Consider the following 19,805-nt stretch of genomic DNA (forward strand, 5'->3'; position numbering starts at 1 on the left):
CGTCAACGGAACACTCCAGGACAGCGACACTGTTGTCCCGGAATTCCTGCGGTCTTGGTACAAGCGTCGTTTTCCGTCTCCCCCCGCGCCTCAGGCGTCGTACGCTCCGTCCGAGACGTACCCCGACTCATGTAAGGCGGCCCGAGAACACCATGGTCAGCACCGAGTACGAGCGCAGGATCGCCGCCCGTTTCGCCACCTTCGACCTGGACGGCAACGGCTACATCGACCGGGAGGACTTCAGCGCCGCGGCCAAGGCGGTCCTCGCCGAGTTCGGCACCGCGGCCAGATCCGAGCAGGGGCAGGCCCTGTACGCCGGGGGCGAAGCGTTCTGGCAGGGCATGGCCGGCATAGCGGACCGGGACGGCGACCAGCGCATCACCCGCGAGGAGTTCGTGGGCGGCGCGGTCAAGCGGCTGCGCGACAATCCCGAGCGGTTCGCGGAGATCGCCCGCCCCTTCCTGCACGCGGCGCTCGCCGTCGCGGACGGTGACCACGACGGCCGGGCCACGGTGCAGGAGACCGTGCGCGTCCTCAGGGCGCTCGGCGTGGGCGAGGAGATCGCCCGGGCGGCCGTCACGGCGCTCGACGCCGACGGGGACGGCACGGTCGGCGAGGCGGAGGTCGTGACCGCGGTCGCGCGCTACTTCACCGTGCCGGAGTAGCGCTCCCGCAGCTTGTACTTGAGCACCTTCCGCAGGGTGTCGTTCCGCGGCAGGACGTCCACCACCTCCAGCCGCTCCGGCAGCTTGTGCACCGACAGCCCCTCGGCGCGCAGATACGAGACGACCGCGTCCAAGGTCAACTCCTGTGCGCCGAGCGGCTGTTCCACCACCGCGCAGACCCGCTCGCCGCAGTCCCGGTCGGGCAGCCCGATCACCGCGACGTCCCGCACCGCGGGGTGCCCGTGGAGCAGGTCCTCGATCTCCTTGGCCGAGATGTTCTCGCCCTTGCGGATGATGACGTCCTTCAGGCGTCCGGTCAGCACCAGATGACCGCTGTCGGTGAGGCGCCCGAGGTCGCCCGTGACGAAGAACCCCTCCTCGTCGAAGGCCTCCGCCGGGCCTGCCGGGTCCAGATAGCCCTGGCAGACGGCCTCTCCCCGCAGACGCACCTCCCCGTCGACGATCCGTATCTGCATCCCCTCGGGCGGCCGTCCCTCGGTCGTCGCCAGGTTGCGCGCCGAGTCGTCCGGCCGTCCCATGGTGATCACGGGCACCTCGGTCATGCCGTACCCGTGCGCGAGCTGCACCCCCATCTCCCTGACCACCTGGTGGTACAGCTCGGGAGGCTTGGGCGCCCCGCCGCCCGCCAGCAGCCGCAGCGTCGGGATCAGCCGGGCGCCCGGCTGCTTGCGCTGCTCGGCGAGGAACATCGAGTAGAAGGCGGTGGATCCGCCGGCCACCGTCACCCCGTGCCTGCGGTACTCCTCCAGTGCGTCCGGCAGCGCGAACTGCTCGAACAACACCGCCGGGAAGCCGTACAGCAGCAGCATCACCGTGTAGTCGGGCCCGCCGATGTGCGCGTACGGGAAGGCGATCGAGCCCACGTCGTGCTCGGACAGCCGCAGCGCGTGCGCGAGGCAGGCCCCGCCCGCGATGAGGGAACGGTCCGTGTGCAGGACGCCCTTGGGGTCGGAGGTCGTCCCGGAGGTCCAGTAGATCCAGCGGACCGAGGTGCCCTCGGCGGGCGGGGGAGGCAGCACGGACGGGTCCCCGTCGGGCAGGTCCTCGTCGTCGTACGCCCGGAAGACGCCCCGCGCGCCGAGCTGCCGCGCCATCGCCGTGTGGTCGAACCCCCGCCAGACGCCCGGCACCGCGAAGAACTCCGCCCGTGCCCGGCCGAGCGCGAAGCCGACCTCGCGCTCCCGGTAGAAGGGGATGACGGGGGTCTGGACGGCCCCGAGGCGGGCCAGCGCGAAGGACAGCAGAGCCGTCTCGATACGGGTGGGCAGCTGCCAGGCGACCACGGTTCCAGGGCGCACGCCCAGGCCGTAGAGGCCGGCGGCCACCCGCTCGGCCCGCGTGCACAGCTCGCCGAAGCTCAGCGAACGCTCTCCCTGGAGCAGAACGGGCCGGTCGGGGGTGAGGGCGGCGCGCCGGGCGGCCAGTTCCCAGAGCGTCCGGGACATGCCCAGCGCGTGCGCGGTGTCGTTCACATCGACCCCCCTGTAGCTGACGGTCAGTCAGATAGTGTCCAGAGCGTAGGGCCGACCGCCTTGCCGGTCCAGAGGTGCGGGACTAGTCTGCTGCCCGGCTGATCTGACTACCCGTCAGATCTTCTGGCGCCAGGGGAGGGGATCGCACCCATGACCGAGCCGGCCGACCTGGACCGCTAGTGGAACTCGCCCACTCGCCCGAGGAGGAGGAGTTCCGGGCCGGGCTGCGCGCCTGGCTGGCCGAGGTGCTGCCGACCCTGCCCCCGAAGCCGTCCCCCGACGACTGGCCGGCCCGGCGCGCCTACGACCTCCGCTGGCAGCGGATGCTCCACGACGCCGGATACGCGGGCCTGCACTGGCCCGTGGACGCGGGCGGGCGGGGAGCCACCCCCACCCAGCATCTGATCTTCCTGGAGGAGACGGAGAATGCGGGCGCACCCTATGTCGGCGCCAACTTCGTCGGACTGCTGCACGCCGGGCCGACGATCGCCGCCGAGGGCACCCCCGAGCAGCGGGCCCGCTGGCTGCCGCCCGTGCTGCGCGGCGAGGAGGTGTGGTGCCAGGGGTTCAGCGAACCGGAGGCCGGCTCCGACCTGGCGTCGCTGCGCACGCGCGCGTGGCGGGACGGCGACACCTATGTGGTGAGCGGGTCCAAGATCTGGACCTCCCACGCCGAAGTGGCGGACTGGTGCGAGCTGCTGGTCCGTACGGATCCCTCGGCCCCGAGACACCGGGGCATCACCTGGCTCGCGCTGTCCATGGACGCACCGGGTGTCACCGTACGGCCGCTGCGGACGCTCGCGGGGTCGAACGAGTTCGCCGAGGTGTTCCTCGACGAGGTGCGGGTGCCGGTGGCCAACCGGGTCGGCGCCGAGAACGACGGCTGGCGCGTGACCATGGTGACGCTCTCCTTCGAGCGAGGCACGGCGTTCGTCGGGGAGGTGGTGGCCTGCCGCCGGGTGCTGCGCGAACTCGCCCGCGCGGCACACGACAACGGCCGCTGGGACGACGTCACGCTCCGCCGGCGGCTGGGCCGGCTGAACGCGGAGTTCCGTGCCCTGTGGCGGCTCACCCAGTGGAACGTGAGCGAGGCGGAGCGGACCGGGGGAGTGCCGGGCGTCGGCGGCTCGGTCTTCAAGCTGCGGTACTCGCACGCCCGTCAGGAACTCTTCGACACCGCCGCCGAGGTGCTGGGCGCCGGTTCCCTGGACCTCGGCCACCCCTGGGTCCTGGACCGGCTGTCCTCGCTGTCGTACACGATCGCGGCCGGCACCTCGCAGATCCAGCAGAACATCGTGGCCGAACGCATCCTGGGGCTGCCGAAGGGGCGGTGACCGACCGTGCGCTTCCAACTGACCGACGACCAGCAGGCGTTGCGGGCGGGCGTGCGCGCGCTGCTGGCGGGCCGCTTCGGCCGGGACGCGCTGCGCGCCGCCGTCGCGCGGCCCGGTGTGCTCGACCGCGCGCTCTGGCGTGCGCTGGGCGAGGCGGGCCTGTTCGCGCTGCGGCTGCCGGAGGCGGCGGGCGGGGTCGGGCTGGGGCTGCCCGAGGCGGTCCTCGCCTTCGAGGAGGCGGGCCGGGCGCTGCTGCCGGGCCCGCTGGTGGCCACGCATCTGGCGGCCGGCGAGGTGCCGGGCGCGGCGAGCGGCGAGACGGTGGTCACGGACGTGTCCGGCGGCCTGGTGGAGTGGCTGGCCGAGGCGGACGTCGTGCGGGGGGACGCGACGGGTGCCGTACCGGTCCGCTCGGTGGACCCGCTGACCCCTCTGCACCGGGTGGTGCGGCCCCGGGGCGCCGCCCCCGTGCCCGGCCACCCGGACCCGGTGGCCGTCCTCCTCACCGCCGCCGAGCAACTGGGCGGCGCCGCCCGGACCTGCGAGCTGGCGGTGGCGTACGCGCGGACCCGCGAGCAGTTCGGGCGGCCGATCGGTGCCTTCCAGGCGGTCCAGGGGCTGTGCGCGCAGAGCCTGGTGCGGGTGGAGACGGCCCGGGCGGCGGTGTACGCCGCTGCCGTCACCGCCGATCCCCTCGACCTCGCCGCGGCCCGTCTGCTCGCCGACGAGGCGGCGGTCCGCGGCGCGCGCGACTGCCTCCAGGTCCACGGCGGTATGGGTTTCACATGGGAGGCCGAGGTGCATCTGTTCCTGAAGCGGGCCTGGGTGCGGACCCATCGTACGGGTAACGATACGCAGAGTTACGGCATCTTGGCCGATGATCTCCTCTCCGAGGCGCTCTGACCCCCTCTGTCCAGGCATTCTTCGGGGTAAGTGCCTGTGGGTGTCGCGGATTGTGGCAATCCAGAATTACGGAGCGTTGATACCGGGTTGTGTCCTACGCGTGACTTGTCACGGGCTGGAGTCGGGACGGGGCTCCGGTACCTTGTGTGGGATGCGAGTGGTTCCGAGCACGAGCCTTACCGGTGCGGCCCCTGTGGCGGCGCCGGATCCGGCGACGCATGCCGCTCGCGGGGCGGTGCGGGCCCCCGTATTCGCCTGTTCGACTCCCCGTGGCAAGCGTCGCACAGTATGGCGTACGCGTACTCCTTCACGCTGGAATATGCCCGAAGCGCTTGTTGGGGTGACTGTACGTCAACCATGCTGTCGTGCAAGGGAATCACGGTGTGTGATCCTGGTTCCTGCCATGCAGACGATGACCACGATCGTGGCGCTCGCGAGGCGCGAGGCGATGTGTCCGCCGGTTCGGATGGTGTGAGCGGTGCAGGTGCTTCAAGTGCAGCTGGAGATCCGGCCCGACCCCGCGGAGGTGGGGCGAGCCCGGAGATGGGCACGCTCCCGGCTCGCCGGGTCGGGGATAGGCGCGGAGGAGCCGCTCGCCGAGACCCTGATCCTGCTCGTCTCCGAACTGGTCACCAATGCCGTGGTGCACACCGGCTGTCCCGCCGTGCTGCGCCTGCTGCTGACGGGGGTCCGGGACGACCCCTCCGGCGCCCCGTCGGGCACCGTCCGTCTTGAGGTGGCCGACATCAGCGCCCGCCCGCCGGTGCCCCGGCACGCGCTGGGCGACGAGACCGGTGGCCGCGGGCTGGAACTTGTCGACGGCCTCGCCGACCGCTGGGGCTGGGACCCGGAGGGCGCGGGCAAGCGCATCTGGTGCGAGGTGGACCGCTGCACCGCGGCGGTCGCAGGCCGGATCGCGGCCTGCGCGAGCGAGACGGCGCTCGCCGATCTCGCGTTCGGCGCGGTCTAGTGCCGCGACCGGAAAGGTTCACCGGCTCGCGACTCCCCCAGCCTGGCGACTGGGAGGTGCCCCCAGGCACGGCATCTCGCCGCGTTGTCGTATCACCCGAGTACATCCAGTACGCGGGCGATGCTCCGCCGTGCGATCTAACGCACCGGACGCCGCGAGCTATCCGGCAAACCGTCCGGCCACAGCACTAGCGGAATCCGCGCACACGGGATCGGTCGCCAGGGTGTGCCCTGGCCGGGTTCCTGGCGCGGGCGTGAGCCTTGGCCGGTCCGTGGCGCGGGCGTACGCGCCCGGGCGCCCGGCCGCACCGGCTCGGCCGTCCGGGGCGGAGCGGAGTTCGGATGCGCCGGGGCGTGCTTCCGTGCGCGCTGTCGAGGGCGTAAGTGAGGAATCCCCGAGCGGCTGTTGACGCCCTGTGTCCGGGTGATCACGCTGGTGTCCAGCGGTGCGCCGCGAGGGGACGGCGAGGGTCGCGGTGACGGGGCCCTCGGCGAGTGCGGATCGCGATGCGGCGGCGGCTCCCTACAGGGTCGGACGATCCTCCGAGATCGTCCGAGGGGCGGGCGGGCGCGCCGGGGCCGGATGGCGGTGCGCGGTGCCGCGCTCGGGGCGAGCAAGGGCGTGCCGCCATCCGAACCACCTTCCCTGCCGCCCCTCTTCCCCGTGCCAACCCGGCCGCGCCCCCTAGAGGATCGCCACCGGCGCCACGGGCCCTCCCGTGCCACCGGTGAACGGCTCGGGCGTCGCCGACAGCAGGAAGGCATGGCGCCCTGTTTCTCCACAGGCTGTGGACAACTCTTCGAGATTCCAGTTCTGGCCCTGCGGCATCCCCATCTCCACGAGATCCAGCGCATGGACGGGCAGCCACAGATCCTCGATCTCGGGAGGGAAGATCTCGAAGGTGAGCGTGTCGTTGGCGACGGCCGCCACATCGCGCGCGTGGAACCACTCCGGGGTGCGCACGGACAGCCCCGGCGACGGATACCCGTAGCCGTGCCGGTCGCCCGCCAGGCAGCTCCGGATCTGCCCGGTCCGTACGAGCACGATGTCCCCGGCCCGTACGCGCGTACCGGCGAACTCCTCGGCCGCGTCGAGGTCTTCGGGGGTGACGGCGTGCCCGCCGTCGAGCCGTTCCCGGCCGAGTGCGCGGGCCACATCGAGCAGCACACCGCGGGAGACGATGTGCCGCGGCTTGTCGATCCCGCCGAACGCCGCACCCGCGTGGGGGGTGATGGTGTCGGCCGGGCGCCCGTTGTAGAGCCTCCCGGAGTGCGAGACATGGCTGAGCGCGTCCCAGTGGGTGCCCGCCTGCAACCCCATGGTCACCGCGTCGTCGCTGCACGCCACGGTGCCGGGACCGAAGACCTCCTGGTTGATCTGCACCATGACGTGCAGGGGATCGACCCGCCCCGGGATCGCACCGGTCTGCACCCCGTCCTGCCGCAGGGGAAGGGCGAGCGGGACACGCAGACCGCTGCGCACACAGGTGGCGGCCTCCCGCACCACCCCGTCGCTGATCAGGTTCAGGGTCCCGATCTCGTCGTCCGCGCCCCAACGCCCCCAGTTGTTCACGCGCCTGGCGATCTCGTGGAACTCGGCCGGCAGTGACATGAGTCCTCCCCGGGGCTTGTCTCCGAGCGGCCGACGGGCCGTAGAATCAGAAAACTAACGGACCGTCAGATACTGTGGGAGGGGCCGGGCGTGGGGAACTTCTTGGCGGGCAAGGTCGTCGCCGTGACCGGTGCGGGCCGTGGGATCGGACGAGCGGTGGCGCTGGCCGCGGCGGCCGAGGGGGCCCGGGTCGTCGTCAACGACCTCGGGGTGTCCGTGGAGGGCGCCGCCCCCACCAGCGCGGTCGCCGAGGCCGTGGTCAAGGAGATCGAGGCCGCGGGCGGCCAGGCCGTCGCGGTGGCCGACGACATCGCGACGATGGCGGGCGGACAGCGGGTGGTGGACGAGGCGCTCGCGTCGTACGGCCGCCTGGACGGGGTGGTGTGCGTGGCGGGCATCCTGCGCGAGCGGATGCTCTTCAACATGACGGAGGAGGAGTGGGACCCCGTGGTCGCCACCCACCTCAAGGGCACCTTCACGGTGTTCCGGGCCGCCTCGGCGGTCATGCGCGCACAGCGGTCGGGCACCCTGATCGGCTTCACGAGCGGCAACCACCAGGGATCCGTCGCGCAGGCCAACTACAGTGCGGCGAAGGGCGGCATCATCTCCCTCGTCCGCAGTGCCGCGCTCGGCCTGCACAAGTACGGGGTGACGGCGAACGCGGTGGCGCCGGTGGCCCGCACTCGGATGTCGGCGAACGTCCCCATGGAGCTGAAGGACATCGGCGAACCGGAGGACGTGGCCGCGCTCGTGGTCTATCTGCTCTCGGACCGCGCCCGGGAACAGGGCATCACGGGCCAGGTGTACACGATCGCAGGCCCCAAACTCGCGGTCTGGGCCCAGCCGAGGGAGCTGAGGGCGGCCTACGCGGAGGGTTCCTGGAGCCCGGAGCGAATCGCCGACGTCCTCAGCGGGGCGGTGGGGGCGGACCCGATGCCGCTCCTCGCACAACTGGAGGCGATGGAGCGGGCGGCCCGAGAAGGGAAGCGGCCCAACACCTGAAGCAGCGGGCGGCGCGGGAAGGGAAACGGCCCCACACCTGAAGCGGCGGCCGGCCGCAGCTGCTCACACCAGTCGACCCGATGCGAGGCGGTGACCGTGGAGTTCGGCCCCAACCCCGAAGACCAGGCCTTTCGTACCGAAGCGAGGGCCTGGCTGAGGACCCGTCTTGCCCCGGACACCGGCCGGCGCGCATGGGAACGCACCCTCGGCGCCGCCGGCTGGATAGGCCTCGGCTGGCCGGAGGACGGCTATGGCAACCGCCGCGCCACCCTCACCCAGCAGGTCGTCTGGGCGGAGGAGTACGCGAGGTCGGGTGCGCCGCCCCGCTCCGGCCACATCGGCGAGAACCTCCTCGCCCCCACCCTCATCGCCCACGGCACCCCCGAGCAGAAGTCCCGCTTCCTGCCCCCCATAGCGCGCGGCGACGAACTCTGGTGCCAGGGCTACAGCGAACCCGGCGCGGGCTCCGACCTCGCGGGCGTCCGCACCGCCGCCGTACGCGACACCCCGGGGACGTACCGCGTCACCGGCCAGAAGATCTGGACCTCGCTGGCCCACCAGGCCGACTGGTGCTTCGTCCTCGCCCGCACCGACCCGGCCGCCCGCCGTCATCACGGCCTGACCTTCCTCCTCGTCCCGATGGACCAGCCCGGCCGTATCGAGGTCCGCCCGATCCGCCAGCTCACCGGGACCAGCGAGTTCAACGAGGTGTTCTTCGACGGGGCGACGGCCCGCGCCGAACATGTGGTCGGCGGCGAGGGAGCGGGCTGGCGGGTCGCGATGAGCCTGCTCGGCTTCGAGCGGGGCGTCTCCACCCTCGCCCAGCAGATCGGATTCGCCCGGGAGCTGGGCGGGATCGTACGGACGGCGGTGGCGACGGGCGCGGCCGACGACCCCGTCGTACGCGACCGTCTCGTCGCCCAGTGGGCCGAACTGCGGGCGATGCGCTGGAACGCCCTGCGCACCTTGGGCGGCACGGCCGACGCGGGCGCCCCCAGCGTGGCCAAGCTGCTGTGGGGGCGCTGGCACCAGCGGCTGGGCGAGCTGGCGATGCTGGTACGGGGAGCCGCGGGGGCGGCGGCCCCGGCCGACTGGACGCCGGGCTCCCCGTACGAACTGGACGCGGACCAGCATCTGTTCCTCTTCGGCCGCGCCGACACCATCTACGGCGGCTCCGACGAGATCCAGCGCACGATCATCGCCGAGCGTGTGCTCGGCCTGCCCAAGGAACCCAGGGGACCGGCGGCCTGAGGGAGTGGCGATGCCAGACACGATACGAGGCGTGATCTACGACGGCACACAGCCGCGGGTCGTGGACGACCTGGAGGTACGGGACCCGGGTCCCGGCGAGGTGCGGGTGGCGGTCGCGGCGGCGGGACTGTGCCACAGCGATCTGTCCGTGGTGGACGGGACCATACCTTTCCCCGTTCCTGTGGTGCTCGGCCATGAGGGCGCGGGTGTGGTGGAGGCGGTGGGCGATGGGGTCGCCCATGTCCGGCCCGGGGACCATGTGGCGCTGTCCACCCTGGCGAACTGCGGGGCGTGCGCGGAGTGCGACCGGGGCCGGCCGACGATGTGCCGGAAGGCGATCGGTCGGCCCGGCCGTCCGTTCACCTGGGCCGGCCGTCCGGTGTACCAGTTCGCGTCGAACTCCGCCTTCGCGGAACGCACCGTGGTGAAGGCGGTCCAGGCCGTACGCGTCCCCGAGGACATCCCGATGCCGTCGGCGGCGCTGATCGGATGCGGTGTCCTGACCGGCGTGGGCGCCGTGCTCAACCGCGCACGGGTGGACCAGGGCGACACCGTCCTCGTCATCGGCGCGGGCGGGATCGGTCTCAACGTCTGCCAGGGCGCCCGGATCGCGGGCGCCTCGCGGATCGTGGCGGTGGACGCCAACCCGGCGAAGGAGGCGGTGGCGCGGCAGTTCGGCGCGACGGACTTCCTGGCCTCGGCGGACGGGCTCAGGGACCTCCTGCCGACCGGCGTCGACCACGCGTTCGAGTGTGTGGGCCGGGTGGAGCTGATCCGTGCGGCGATCGACTCCTTGGACCGCCATGGCCAGGCGGTCCTGCTGGGGGTGCCCCCGGCGGGGGCGGAGGCCACGTTCCTGGTGTCCTCGATGTATCTGGACAAGTCCGTCCTGGGCTGCCGTTACGGCTCCTCCCGCCCCCAGCGGGACATAGCGCTCTACGCCCGGCTGTACCGCGAGGGCCGTCTGCTGCTGGACGAGTTGGTGACGGCGACGTACCCGGTCGAGGACTACGAGAAGGCCGCGGCGGACGCACACGCGGGAAGGGTGGCGAGGGCGGTCCTCACCTTCTGAGACCGGCCGAGTTCCCGGCCGCCGCCCCGTCGGCGCCGTCGGCGGCGTCCGTGCGGAACGTCCGCCGGTAGACGGTGGGCGTCACCCCCAGCGCCGCCTGGAGGTGCTGCCGCATCGACTGCGCCGTGCCGAAGCCGGAGTCCCGCGCCACCTGGTCGATCGACAGGTCCGTGGACTCCAGCAGATGGCGGGCCCGTTCGACGCGCTGCTGGGTGAGCCACTGGCCGGGGCTCACCCCGACCTCCTCGCGGAAGCGGCGCGTGAAGGTGCGTACGGACATGGCCTCCTGTTCGGCCATGTCGCGCAGCTGGATGGGCTCGTGCAGGCGGCCGAGGGCCCAGGCACGGGCGGCGGTCGTGGTGGCCAGCTGCGGATCGGGCACGGGACGGTGGATGTACTGGGCCTGGCCGCCGTCGCGGTGCGGCGGTACGACCATACGGCGGGCCACGTCGTTGGCGACCGCGGTGCCGTGGTCGCGGCGCACGATGTGCAGGCACAGGTCGATTCCGGCCGCCACCCCGGCCGAGGTCAGGACGTCGCCGTCGTCGATGAACAGGACGTCCGCATCGACCTTGATCCGCGGGAAGAGCCGCTGGAAGTGCTCCGCGTCGGCCCAGTGCGTGGTGGCGGGCCGCCCGTCGAGGCGACCGGCGGCCGCGAGGACGTAGGCGCCCGTGCAGATGGACACGAGCCGGGTGCCGGGCCGGATGCGCGCGAACGCGGCGGCCAGCTCGTCCGAGAGAACGCCCCGCTCGAAGACCGGCCCCAGCGCGTAGGACGTCGGCACGACGACGGTGTCGGCGGTGGCCAGGACCTCCGGGCCGTGCGGGACGTGGACGGTGAAGTCCGCGTCGGTCTCGACCGGGCCGGGCGGCCGGACCGAGCAGGTGAGGACCTCGTACAGAGGCCGTCCCGAGGCGTCCTGCGGGCGCCCGAAGATCCGGTGCGGGATGCCCAGTTCGAAGGGCAGCAGCCCGTCCAGGACGAGGACGACGACACGGTGCGGCCGGAACGCTGGCTCACGAGTCATGGCCCGATCCTAATCAATGTTGTCCTTCGGGCCACTCGTTCGACGGATGCGCGGCCAGGATCCTCTAGTCGTGACCGAGACAACCGAAGCCGCAGCCGTAGAGGAATCCCGAACCGATACGACGCCGTCCCGTATCCATCGGGCCTGGTTCGTCGCCGCCGTCACCTTCGTGACCATCACCGGCGCCGCCGCCTTCCGCTCGCTGCCCGGTCTGCTGATCGACCCACTGCACCAGGAGTTCGGCTGGTCACGCGGCACCATCGGCGCGGCGGTGTCCGTCAACCTGGCGCTGTACGGAGTGACCGCGCCGTTCGCGGCCGCCCTGATGGACCGCTTCGGCATCCGCCGGGTCGTCGCCGCGGCCCTCGCGGTCATCGCGCTCGGCTCCGGCGCGACCATCTGGATGACCACTGCCTGGCAGCTCCTGCTCTGCTGGGGCCTGCTCGTCGGCCTGGGCACGGGAGCGATGGCGCTCGCGTTCGCGGCGACGGTCACCAACCGCTGGTTCACCGCGCGCCGCGGACTGGTGAGCGGCATCCTGACCGCCGCGTCCGCTTCCGGACAGCTGGTCTTCCTGCCCCTGCTGTCCTGGATGGTCCAGGACCACGGCTGGCGCCCGGCCGCGGGCACGGTGGCCCTCGCCGCCTTCGCGGTCATCCCCTTCGTCTGGCTGCTGCTGCGGGACCATCCGGCGGACGTGGGCCAGAAGCCGTACGGCGCACTTGAGTTCGTGCCCCGGCCGGAACCCGTGCGCGGTGCCGCACGCCGGACCGTCACCGTGCTGACCTCGGTGGTGCGCACGGGGACGTTCTGGCTGCTGGCCGGCACCTTCGCGATCTGCGGCGCATCCACCAACGGCCTGGTCCAGACCCACTTCGTGCCGGCGGCCCACGACCACGGCATGCCGATCACGGCGGCTGCCTCGCTGCTCGCGGTCATCGGCGTCTTCGACGTCGTGGGCACGATCGCCTCGGGCTGGTTCACGGACCGCTTCGAACCGCGCCGGCTGCTCGCGGTCTACTACGCCCTGCGTGGACTCTCGCTGCTCTTCCTGCCCATGCTGCTGGCCCCCGCCGTCCACCCTCCGATGATCTTCTTCATCGTCTTCTACGGCCTGGACTGGGTGGCCACCGTCCCGCCCACCCTGGCGCTGTGCCGGGAGCAGTACGGCGAGGACAGCGCCATCGTCTTCGGCTGGGTCCTCGCCTCCCACCAGGTCGGCGCGGCCCTGGTCGCGTTCCTCGGCGGTGTCGCGCGGGACACGTTCGGCTCCTACGACGTCGTCTGGTACGCGGCGGGTGCGCTGTGCGCGGCGGCGGCCCTGATGGCGCTGGTGATCCGCCGCCGCCCGGCGGGCGTGCCGGCGCTCGCCTGACCGCTCGCCCTTCCGAACCCGCCGACTCCCTACAGGAAGCGGCCCTTGTGGAACAGCAGCGGAGCATCCGTGCCGTCGCCGGTCCCCAGGGCCGCCACCCGGCCCACCACGATCAGATGGTCCCCGCCCGTATGCACGGCGTGGATCGCGCAGTCGATCCACGCCGGGGCTCCGGCGAGACGCGGGGAGCCGGAGAACGGCGCGGGTCCGTGGTCCACGCCGGCGAACTTGTCCCCGCCGCTCACCGCGAAACCCCGGCACAACTCGCCCTGGTGGGCGCCCAGCACATTGACGCAGAAGACGCCCGCGCGGGCGATCCGCGGCCAGGTCCGCGAGGTCCGGCCGACCAGGAAGACGACCAGCGGAGGGTCGAGGGACAGAGACGAGAAGGACTGGCAGGCGAACCCGGCCGGCCCGCTCTCGCCGTCCCCGGCGGGCGCGGTGATCACGGTGACACCGGTCGCGAAGTGCCCGAGGACGCGCCGGAACTCACCCGGGTCGACCGGCGCCCGTTCGTCGTCGCCGACGGCCCGCAACTCGGGCCGTGGCAGCGCCTCGACGGGCTCCGCGGCTGTGGCCGCCCCGACCGACCTGAGGTAACGGACGGCGGAGGCCGCCATCCCTGCGTGTCCCATCACAGCGCCCATTGAAGCTGACGACATGTCAGAAGTGAACCCCTCGGGGAACCTCAACGGCCCCGATAGCGGGGCTCCCGGCGCTCCACGAAGCTCGCCACACCCTCGTTCGCGTCCACGGTGGTCATGTTGATCTCCTGGGCCGCCGCCTCGGCGGTGAACGCGGTGGCGCGATCGCCGTCCAGGGACGCGTTGACCAGCTGCTTGGTGAGCGCGAGGGCGCGGGTCGGCCCGGCGGCCAGACGCTCGGCCCAGGCGCGCGCGGCCTGCTCCAGACCGTCCGCCGGTACCACCCGGTTGACCAGGCCCAGCTGTTCCGCATCGGCGGCGGTCAGCGCGTCACCGAAGAACATCAGTTCCTTGGCGCGCTGCGGGCCGACCAGCCGGGGCAGCAGATAGGCGCCGCCGCCGTCCGGCACCAGCCCCCGGCGCACGAAGATCTCGATGAACCGGGCCGGCGCGGTGGCGAGGACCAGGTCGCAGGCGAGAGCGAGATGGGCGCCCAGGCCCGCGGCGGTGCCGTTCACGGCGGCGATCACCGGCTTCTCGCAGTCCAGGACCGCGGCGATCAGGCGCTGGGCGCCCTCGCGGATGGTCCGGGCGACATCGCCGGGGAGCCGCTCACCGGCCGCCGCGCCGCCGCGCAGGTCCGCGCCGGCACAGAAGCCGCGGCCCGCACCGGTGAGGACCACGGCCCGCACCTCCGGGTCGGCGGAGGCGTCGAGAAAACTGCGGATCAGACGTTCTCGCAGGTCAGGGGTGATGGCGTTGAGGGATGCGGGGCGGTTGAGGGTGAGCCAGCGGACGTGATTGTCAGTGGTGTGCCGTACCAATGACTCAACGGATTCTTCGGGCTCAACGGGTTGTTCGGACTCTGAGGATTCTTCGGGCTCTACGGATTCCTCGGGATCAACAGGTTGTTCGGACTCGACGGGTTGTTCCGACTCGGCGGGTCCTTCGGGGGAGGGCGTCATCATGTTCCGTTTCTTCATGTTCCGTTTCTTCGTCCGGATGTCACGGGCCTCAGCGGCACACCACCAGCGCGTCCAGGGCCACGGCCCCCTGCCCGCTGGGCAGCACCATCAGCGGGTTGATCTCCAGCTCCGCGATCCCGTCCCCCAGCTCCAGAGCCATGCGCTGGACACGGAGCACGACCTCCACGAGCGCGTCCAGGTCGGCCGGGGGACGCCCGCGCACCCCGTCCAGCAGGGGCCGCCCGCGCAGTTCGCCGAGCATGGCCCGCGCCTGCTCCTCGCCGAACGGCGGCACGCGCACAGCCGCGTCCCGCAGCACCTCGACGAGCACACCGCCGAGCCCGACCGTGACCGTGGGCCCGAAGAGAGGGTCGTGGCCGACGCCGACGACCATCTCGACGCCGCGCTCCACCATCTGGCACACGAGCACGCCGTCGAGCGAGATCCCCTCGTAGCGCGCGATGTCCGCCAGCTCCCGGTAGGCGTCCCTGACCTGGCTCGCGGAGGTGAGTCCGACCTTCACCAGCCCGAGTTCGGTCTTGTGGGCGATCCGCGCGCCGGATGCCTTCATCACCACCGGGTAGCCGACGAGCCCCGCCGCCCGCACGGCCGCCGCCGCGCTGGTCACCAACTGCTCGCGCGGTACGCGGATGCCGTACGCCCGCAGCAGCTGCTTCGCCGCGTGCTCGCTCAGCTGCTCCCCGGGCCGTATCAGCGCCCGCGCCTTGCGGAAGGACGGCGAGGGAGTGCGGGGGGCCTCGTCGAAGGGGGAGCGGTAGCCGTCGACGAAGCGGTGGTGGTCGAGATGGGCGCGGACGGCCATGAGGCAGTTCGCGACGGTGCGGAAGGTGGCGACACGCGAGGACCCCAGCAGCGTCTCGCGGTAGGCGGCCTCGGTGCCGACCGGCGACCCCCACACCACGCACACCAGCTTGTCCGTGTGCTCCGCCGCGTCCACGAGATCCTGCACGAGACGATCGCTCAGCGGCGGGAAGGGCCCGGTGACGGGGCAGATGAGAACGCCCACCTCCGGGTCGTCCAGGATCGCGTCGATGATCTTCCGCCCGCGCCAGTCGCCCACCGGGTGACCGCCGTTGTCGATCGGGTTGGCCACGCTCAGGTACTCGGGTATCCACTGGTGCAGCTCGGCCTGCCTGGCCTCGGACAGCACCGGCAGCCGCAGCCCCGCCTCGGCCGCGAGGTCCGCGACGTGCGCGCCCGTGCCGCCCGAGATCGAATAGACGACGACACCGTCCGCGCGCGGGGCGCGGGCCCGGGCCAGCAGGGTGGCGGTGTCCTGGAGTTCGTCGAGGCCGTCGACGCGGATGATCCCGTACTGCCGCATCGCCGCGTCGACCACGTCGTCCGCGCCGGTCAGCTTGCCGGTGTGTGAGGCGGCGGTGCGGGTACCGGTCGCGGTGCGTCCGACCTTGACCGCGACGACCGGCACCCCGCGCCGGGCGGCCCGGTCGGCGGCCAGGAGGAAGGAGCGGCCGTCCTTCAGCCCCTCGATGTAGCAGGCGATGGCGCCGACCTCGGGCCGCTCGGCGAAGTAGGAGAGGAAGTCGGCGGTCTCCAGGTCGGCTTCGTTGCCGGTCGGGGCCCAGTGGGAGAGCCGGACGCCCAGTTCCTGGAGCGCGAAGACGGGCCGCCCCTGGTGACCGGACTGGGTGATGAGCGCGATGGCCGGCCCGCCGAGGTCGTCCCGGAACCGCTCGAAGGCGTTGAGATTGGTGTTGGGGCCGAGCAGCCGGATCCCGGACCGTTCCACGGCCGCGGCCAGCCGGGCCTGCGCGGCGGCACCCTGCTCACCGGTCTCGGCGAAACCGGAGGCGAAGGCGACGGCGAACCTGGCCTTGGCCGCGCCGAGTTCCTCGATGACGGGAAGGGGATCGGAGACGAGCAGTACGGCGAGATCGATCTGTTCGGGCAGGTCTGTGACGCGGGGGGTGCAGGGAAGACCGAAGACGGATCGGCGGGTGGGGTGCACGGGGTACAGCCGGGCGCCGACGCGTTCGGCCCAGCAGAGCAGCTGCCGGGTGATCCCGGTGCCGGGCCGCCCCTCGGTGTCACTGGCCCCGACGACGGCGACGGACTCGGGCCGGAAGAACCGGTCCAGGTCGGGGACGGCGGCGTACAGCGGCCGGCCGCTGACGTCCAGTTCCCCGGCGCCGGCGGGCCTGCCGTGCACCACGGGCGAGGTCCGCTCCTCGCAGGCGACGACCCGGGCCCGGCGGGAGTCGGTGGTCAGGCTGCCATGGGTTGATCCAAGCATCGATCCGCCCCGCTCCTGTGTGACGGCGCCGATAACTGACGTACCGTCAGGTTAGTGGAACTGACGCTATGTCAGGAATGACCGTGCAGACAAAGAATGCCCGCGGTCGGCCAGGGGCAATCGCGCCGCCGGGGCTGCGGGGCTGCGGGGCTGCGGGGCTGCGGGGCTGCGGGGTCGGGGGCTGCTGGGCCGCTGGACCGGGCTGCCGGGCCGCTGGACCTGCCGAGGGCGCGGCGGCCGGGTCAGTGACCCGCTCGGGTCCGTTCCAGGCGCCGTGCCGCCGCCTTCGCTATCTTCCGGGCGTCCAGGGCCAGTTCGCGGAGCATGCCGCTGATCGGGTTGGTGAAGCCGGTGAAGTAGAGGCCGGGTGCGGAGTGCGGGGTGCGGGCGCCGTGGACGACCGGCTTCCCGTGGGCGTCGAGGACGTCGAGATGGCCGACGAGGCCCTCCAGCGCGCGGACGTATCCGGTGGCGGCGATCACCGCCTCCGGCTCGACGCGGCTGCCGTCGGCGAGGGCGACCTTGTCGGCCTCGAAGCCGTCGACGGCCGCCACGATCTCGACCCGCCCCTTGCGCACGGCGTCGATGAGCCCGACGTCCTGCACCGGGATGGAACCCTCGTTGACCCGGCTGTAGAGCCCGGTCTCGGGCCGGGCCAGCCCCTGCGCCGACAGATCGGGCACGCTCAGCTTCGCCGTCGGCCCGGCCAGCCGGTCGACGAGCCGTACCGGAAGGCGGCGGACGAGCACGCCCGTGTACTGGGCGGCCCACCCGGCGGTCGAGCGGCGCACGATGTGCGGCGGCGTCCGTACCGACAGCCGCACCCGTGAGGCCCCGCCCTCCACCAGGTCGACGGCGATCTCGGCGCCGGTGTTGCCTACGCCGACGACGAGGACGTCGCGCCCGGCGTAGGGGGCCGCGTTGCGGTACTCGCCGGCATGCAGGAACTCGCCGGTGTAGGCGTCGAGACCGGGCCAGTCGGGCACGTGCGGGGTGTGGTTGCAGCCGGTGGCGACGACGACCGCGCCGCCGGTCAGCCGACGGCCGCCGGTGGCGTGCAGCAGCCAGCCGGTGCCGTCCGGCGCGGGCTCGACGCGCGAGACCTCGACGCCGGTGACGATCTCCAGCTGGTGGTGCTCGGCGTACTTCTCCAGGTACCGCACCACGTTGTCACGTGACACCCACCGCCCGAAGGACCGCGGTATCGGCAGCCCGGGCAGGGCCGACAGGCGCCGGGTGGTGTGCAGATGCAGCCGGTCGTAGTGGTGCCGCCAGGACGCTCCGACGCGGTCGGACCGCTCCAGCACGACGGCCCGTACCCCCCGGGCGCGCAGCGCGCAGGCCGCGGCCAGCCCACCCGGCCCGCCGCCGATGACGTAGACCGGTCGGTCCTCGTGGACGGGCACCACGGGGTGCGGCGAAGCAGCAGTCGAGTCGGCCATGAGCGGAGCGTAACCCCGCTGGTGGTTGATGGGTCTCGGTCAAGCCCGGAATCGGTTGCGACTTGATCACACCTGTAGAAGTCGTGCGGGGAACTGGCGGCATACGGTCGGAGGTGTGTCGGTTCGCGTCGGCCGGAGTGACCGAATGGGATTCCCGGTGGCCGCCTCTTGCGGGGTCGTCGTCCATGCGCTGAACTGACGTACCGTCAGATAACCGGCCGGTGGGGGTGGATGCACTTCATGGACACGATCTGGCTCACCGGCGCGGAGTGGTTCGCGGTGCTCCGCATCGGGCTCGGGCTGTGGTGGCTGGAGAGCTGGCGGCACAAGGACAAGAAGGCGTGGTTCGAGCGGGGCAGCGGCATCGCCTGGGCCGCGGACATCGCGTCCGGGCATCGGTGGGCCGCGGTGCGCAGAGGCTTCGACGCGATGGTCGCGCCCCGGCCGCGGACGATGGCGTATGTGGTCGTCTACGCGGAACTGGCCCTCGGGCTCGGCCTGATCGCGGGCTTTCTGACCCCGGTCGCCCTCGTCGGCGGCCTGCTCCTCAACGTCCTCTACTTCGCCCTCATGATCCATGACTGGGCCGAGCAGGGGCAGAACTCGATGATGGCGCTCATCTCGCTGGTCGGGCTGTTCGGGATGGCGTGGCAGACATGGTCCGTGGACAGCGCGCTGGGGCTGTTCCGGTGACCGGGCGCTTCGACCTCCCCGACGTCGACGCCTTCACCCGCCGCTACTGGGACGCGGCGGCCGGGGGACGGCTGTTGATCCGCCGCTGCGCGGCGTGCGCCCGCGCGCACCACTACCCGCGGGAGTTCTGCCCGTACTGCTGGAGCGAGGACGTGACCTGGGAGCAGGCGAGCGGGCACGCCACCCTGCACACCTGGTCCGTCGTCCACCGCAACGACCTGCCACCCTTCGCGGAGCGCACCCCGTATGTCGCCGCCGTGGTCGACCTGGCGGAGGGGCCTCGGATGATGACCGAGGTGGTGGAGTGTGCCGAGGCCCGGCTGCGGGTGGGGATGGCGCTGGAGGCGGCGTTCCGGGAGGGGGTTCCGGTGTTCCGGCCGCCGGGCCGCTGAGCCCGGCCCGCGGATTGGTTCAATGGTCCGATGACCGACATACATCGGAAGTCCCCCGGCCCGTCCCCCTTCCCCGAACTGCAGGACCACGGCCTGCGGCTGACCGTCTGGGATCCGGAGTCCGAGGAGCAGTTGGACGCATGGTTCCGCGGGCTGACCGACCCGGACTTCGGACGGTGGAACACCCCGTTGAAGATCGTGCACGACCGGGCCGAGGCGCGCCAGTCACTGCGGTCGAAGGCGGTGGGCGCGGCGAAGGGGACGAACGCCTCGTTCCGGATCACGGACGCGGCGAGCGGTACGACACTGGGACACATCGGCGTCAACGAGATCGACCATGTGCTGAGCGTCGCCCGCGTCGGCTACTGGGTGCTGCCCGAGGCCCGCGGCCGGGGCGTCGCCACCCGGGCCCTGGCCGTCGCCGCCCACTGGGCCCTGACCGACCTGGGCCTCCACCGCCTGGAACTGGGCCACGCCCTGGGCCACGAGGCGTCCTGCCGGATCGCGGAACGATGCGGCTTCCGCTACGAGGGGACGTTGCGCGGCGCCATGTTCGAGAGCGGCCGGCAGGACGCTTTCCGCGACGCGCATCTCCACGGCCGCATCGCGAGCGACCCGGAACCGGATCTCTCCTAGTGCTGTGACCAGGAAGGTTCACCGGCAAGCCTTCCCGGTCACAGCACTGCGG

At 72.3% G+C, this 19,805-nt stretch carries 18 protein-coding genes; 11 read left to right on the plus strand and 7 right to left on the minus strand.

Annotated elements, in window-relative coordinates; genetic code table 11:
- Nucleotides 1-152 precede the first annotated feature (152 nt).
- The gene (locus AB0L95_RS04815; RefSeq protein ID WP_365156955.1) at nucleotides 153-665 is read left to right on the plus strand and encodes an EF-hand domain-containing protein; all 513 of its coding nucleotides are present in this window, start codon (nucleotides 153-155) and stop codon (nucleotides 663-665) included.
- Here the strand turns inward: AB0L95_RS04815 and AB0L95_RS04820 are convergent.
- Complete coding sequence (locus tag AB0L95_RS04820; protein ID WP_365156958.1) at nucleotides 644-2,158, minus strand: AMP-binding protein; 1,515 nt, start codon at nucleotides 2,156-2,158, stop codon at nucleotides 644-646. The two genes, AB0L95_RS04815 and AB0L95_RS04820, sit on opposite strands and share 22 nt — an antisense overlap.
- A gap of 179 nt (nucleotides 2,159-2,337) precedes the next feature.
- On the opposite strand from AB0L95_RS04820, the gene AB0L95_RS04825 reads away from it, so the two are divergent.
- From AB0L95_RS04825 to AB0L95_RS04835, 3 genes are all read left to right on the plus strand, one after another.
- Nucleotides 2,338-3,492, plus strand: a complete 1,155-nt coding sequence (locus tag AB0L95_RS04825; RefSeq protein WP_365156961.1) for an acyl-CoA dehydrogenase — start codon at nucleotides 2,338-2,340, stop codon at nucleotides 3,490-3,492.
- Nucleotides 3,493-3,498: 6 nt separating this feature from the next.
- Nucleotides 3,499-4,395, plus strand: coding sequence for an acyl-CoA dehydrogenase family protein (locus AB0L95_RS04830; protein ID WP_365156963.1), 897 nt, complete (start codon nucleotides 3,499-3,501; stop codon nucleotides 4,393-4,395).
- A gap of 478 nt (nucleotides 4,396-4,873) precedes the next feature.
- Nucleotides 4,874-5,365, plus strand: a complete 492-nt coding sequence (locus AB0L95_RS04835; protein WP_365156966.1) for an ATP-binding protein — start codon at nucleotides 4,874-4,876, stop codon at nucleotides 5,363-5,365.
- Between the two features lie 684 nt (nucleotides 5,366-6,049).
- On the opposite strand, the gene AB0L95_RS04840 is transcribed toward AB0L95_RS04835, so the two are convergent.
- The gene (locus AB0L95_RS04840) at nucleotides 6,050-6,976 is read right to left on the minus strand and encodes a cyclase family protein (protein WP_365156968.1); all 927 of its coding nucleotides are present in this window, start codon (nucleotides 6,974-6,976) and stop codon (nucleotides 6,050-6,052) included.
- Between the two features lie 90 nt (nucleotides 6,977-7,066).
- Here AB0L95_RS04840 and AB0L95_RS04845 point away from each other — a divergent pair, with 90 nt between their 5' ends.
- The 3 genes from AB0L95_RS04845 to AB0L95_RS04855 all read left to right on the plus strand — a co-directional run bounded on the left by AB0L95_RS04845 (nucleotide 7,067) and on the right by AB0L95_RS04855 (nucleotide 10,301).
- The gene (locus AB0L95_RS04845) at nucleotides 7,067-7,978 is read left to right on the plus strand and encodes an SDR family NAD(P)-dependent oxidoreductase (RefSeq protein WP_365156971.1); all 912 of its coding nucleotides are present in this window, start codon (nucleotides 7,067-7,069) and stop codon (nucleotides 7,976-7,978) included.
- 96 nt (nucleotides 7,979-8,074) lie between these two features.
- Nucleotides 8,075-9,229 (plus strand): acyl-CoA dehydrogenase family protein, encoded by a 1,155-nt coding sequence (locus AB0L95_RS04850; protein WP_365156974.1) that lies wholly within the window; start codon nucleotides 8,075-8,077, stop codon nucleotides 9,227-9,229.
- A 22-nt stretch (nucleotides 9,230-9,251) separates the two neighbouring features.
- Nucleotides 9,252-10,301: a Zn-dependent alcohol dehydrogenase gene (locus AB0L95_RS04855; RefSeq protein WP_365157742.1), complete on the plus strand. Its 1,050-nt coding sequence runs from the start codon at nucleotides 9,252-9,254 to the stop codon at nucleotides 10,299-10,301.
- On the opposite strand, the gene AB0L95_RS04860 is transcribed toward AB0L95_RS04855, so the two are convergent.
- A complete protein-coding gene (locus AB0L95_RS04860; protein ID WP_365156977.1) occupies nucleotides 10,291-11,331 on the minus strand; it encodes a helix-turn-helix domain-containing protein in 1,041 nt (346 codons plus the stop codon). The genes AB0L95_RS04855 and AB0L95_RS04860 overlap by 11 nt on opposite strands.
- A 70-nt stretch (nucleotides 11,332-11,401) precedes the next feature.
- On the opposite strand from AB0L95_RS04860, the gene AB0L95_RS04865 reads away from it, so the two are divergent.
- The gene (locus tag AB0L95_RS04865) at nucleotides 11,402-12,706 is read left to right on the plus strand and encodes an MFS transporter (RefSeq protein WP_365156979.1); all 1,305 of its coding nucleotides are present in this window, start codon (nucleotides 11,402-11,404) and stop codon (nucleotides 12,704-12,706) included.
- 29 nt (nucleotides 12,707-12,735) lie between these two features.
- Here AB0L95_RS04865 and AB0L95_RS04870 read toward each other — a convergent pair whose 3' ends face one another.
- The 4 genes from AB0L95_RS04870 to AB0L95_RS04885 all read right to left on the minus strand — a co-directional run bounded on the left by AB0L95_RS04870 (nucleotide 12,736) and on the right by AB0L95_RS04885 (nucleotide 18,032).
- Nucleotides 12,736-13,341, minus strand: coding sequence for a flavin reductase family protein (locus AB0L95_RS04870; RefSeq protein WP_365156981.1), 606 nt, complete (start codon nucleotides 13,339-13,341; stop codon nucleotides 12,736-12,738).
- 53 nt (nucleotides 13,342-13,394) lie between these two features.
- Nucleotides 13,395-14,174, minus strand: coding sequence for an enoyl-CoA hydratase-related protein (locus AB0L95_RS04875; RefSeq protein ID WP_365156984.1), 780 nt, complete (start codon nucleotides 14,172-14,174; stop codon nucleotides 13,395-13,397).
- A gap of 190 nt (nucleotides 14,175-14,364) precedes the next feature.
- Nucleotides 14,365-16,590 carry an acetate--CoA ligase family protein gene (locus tag AB0L95_RS04880; protein ID WP_365156987.1) on the minus strand — a complete coding sequence of 742 codons (2,226 nt, stop codon included), beginning with the start codon at nucleotides 16,588-16,590 and terminating at the stop codon, nucleotides 14,365-14,367.
- Between the two features lie 242 nt (nucleotides 16,591-16,832).
- Nucleotides 16,833-18,032: an NAD(P)/FAD-dependent oxidoreductase gene (locus tag AB0L95_RS04885; protein WP_365156989.1), complete on the minus strand. Its 1,200-nt coding sequence runs from the start codon at nucleotides 18,030-18,032 to the stop codon at nucleotides 16,833-16,835.
- Nucleotides 18,033-18,272: 240 nt separating this feature from the next.
- Here AB0L95_RS04885 and AB0L95_RS04890 point away from each other — a divergent pair, with 240 nt between their 5' ends.
- The 3 genes from AB0L95_RS04890 to AB0L95_RS04900 are packed head-to-tail and all read left to right on the plus strand — an operon-like array spanning nucleotide 18,273 to nucleotide 19,753.
- Complete coding sequence (locus tag AB0L95_RS04890; RefSeq protein WP_365156992.1) at nucleotides 18,273-18,725, plus strand: DoxX family protein; 453 nt, start codon at nucleotides 18,273-18,275, stop codon at nucleotides 18,723-18,725.
- Complete coding sequence (locus tag AB0L95_RS04895; RefSeq protein ID WP_365156995.1) at nucleotides 18,689-19,117, plus strand: OB-fold domain-containing protein; 429 nt, start codon at nucleotides 18,689-18,691, stop codon at nucleotides 19,115-19,117. The genes AB0L95_RS04890 and AB0L95_RS04895 overlap by 37 nt, the downstream gene beginning before the upstream one ends.
- A gap of 30 nt (nucleotides 19,118-19,147) precedes the next feature.
- Entirely contained in the window at nucleotides 19,148-19,753 is a 606-nt protein-coding gene (locus AB0L95_RS04900; protein WP_365156998.1) for a GNAT family N-acetyltransferase, read from the plus strand.
- Nucleotides 19,754-19,805 lie beyond the last annotated feature (52 nt).

Source organism: Streptomyces sp. NPDC052036, assembly GCF_040680495.1.
GTDB lineage: Bacteria > Actinomycetota > Actinomycetes > Streptomycetales > Streptomycetaceae > Streptomyces.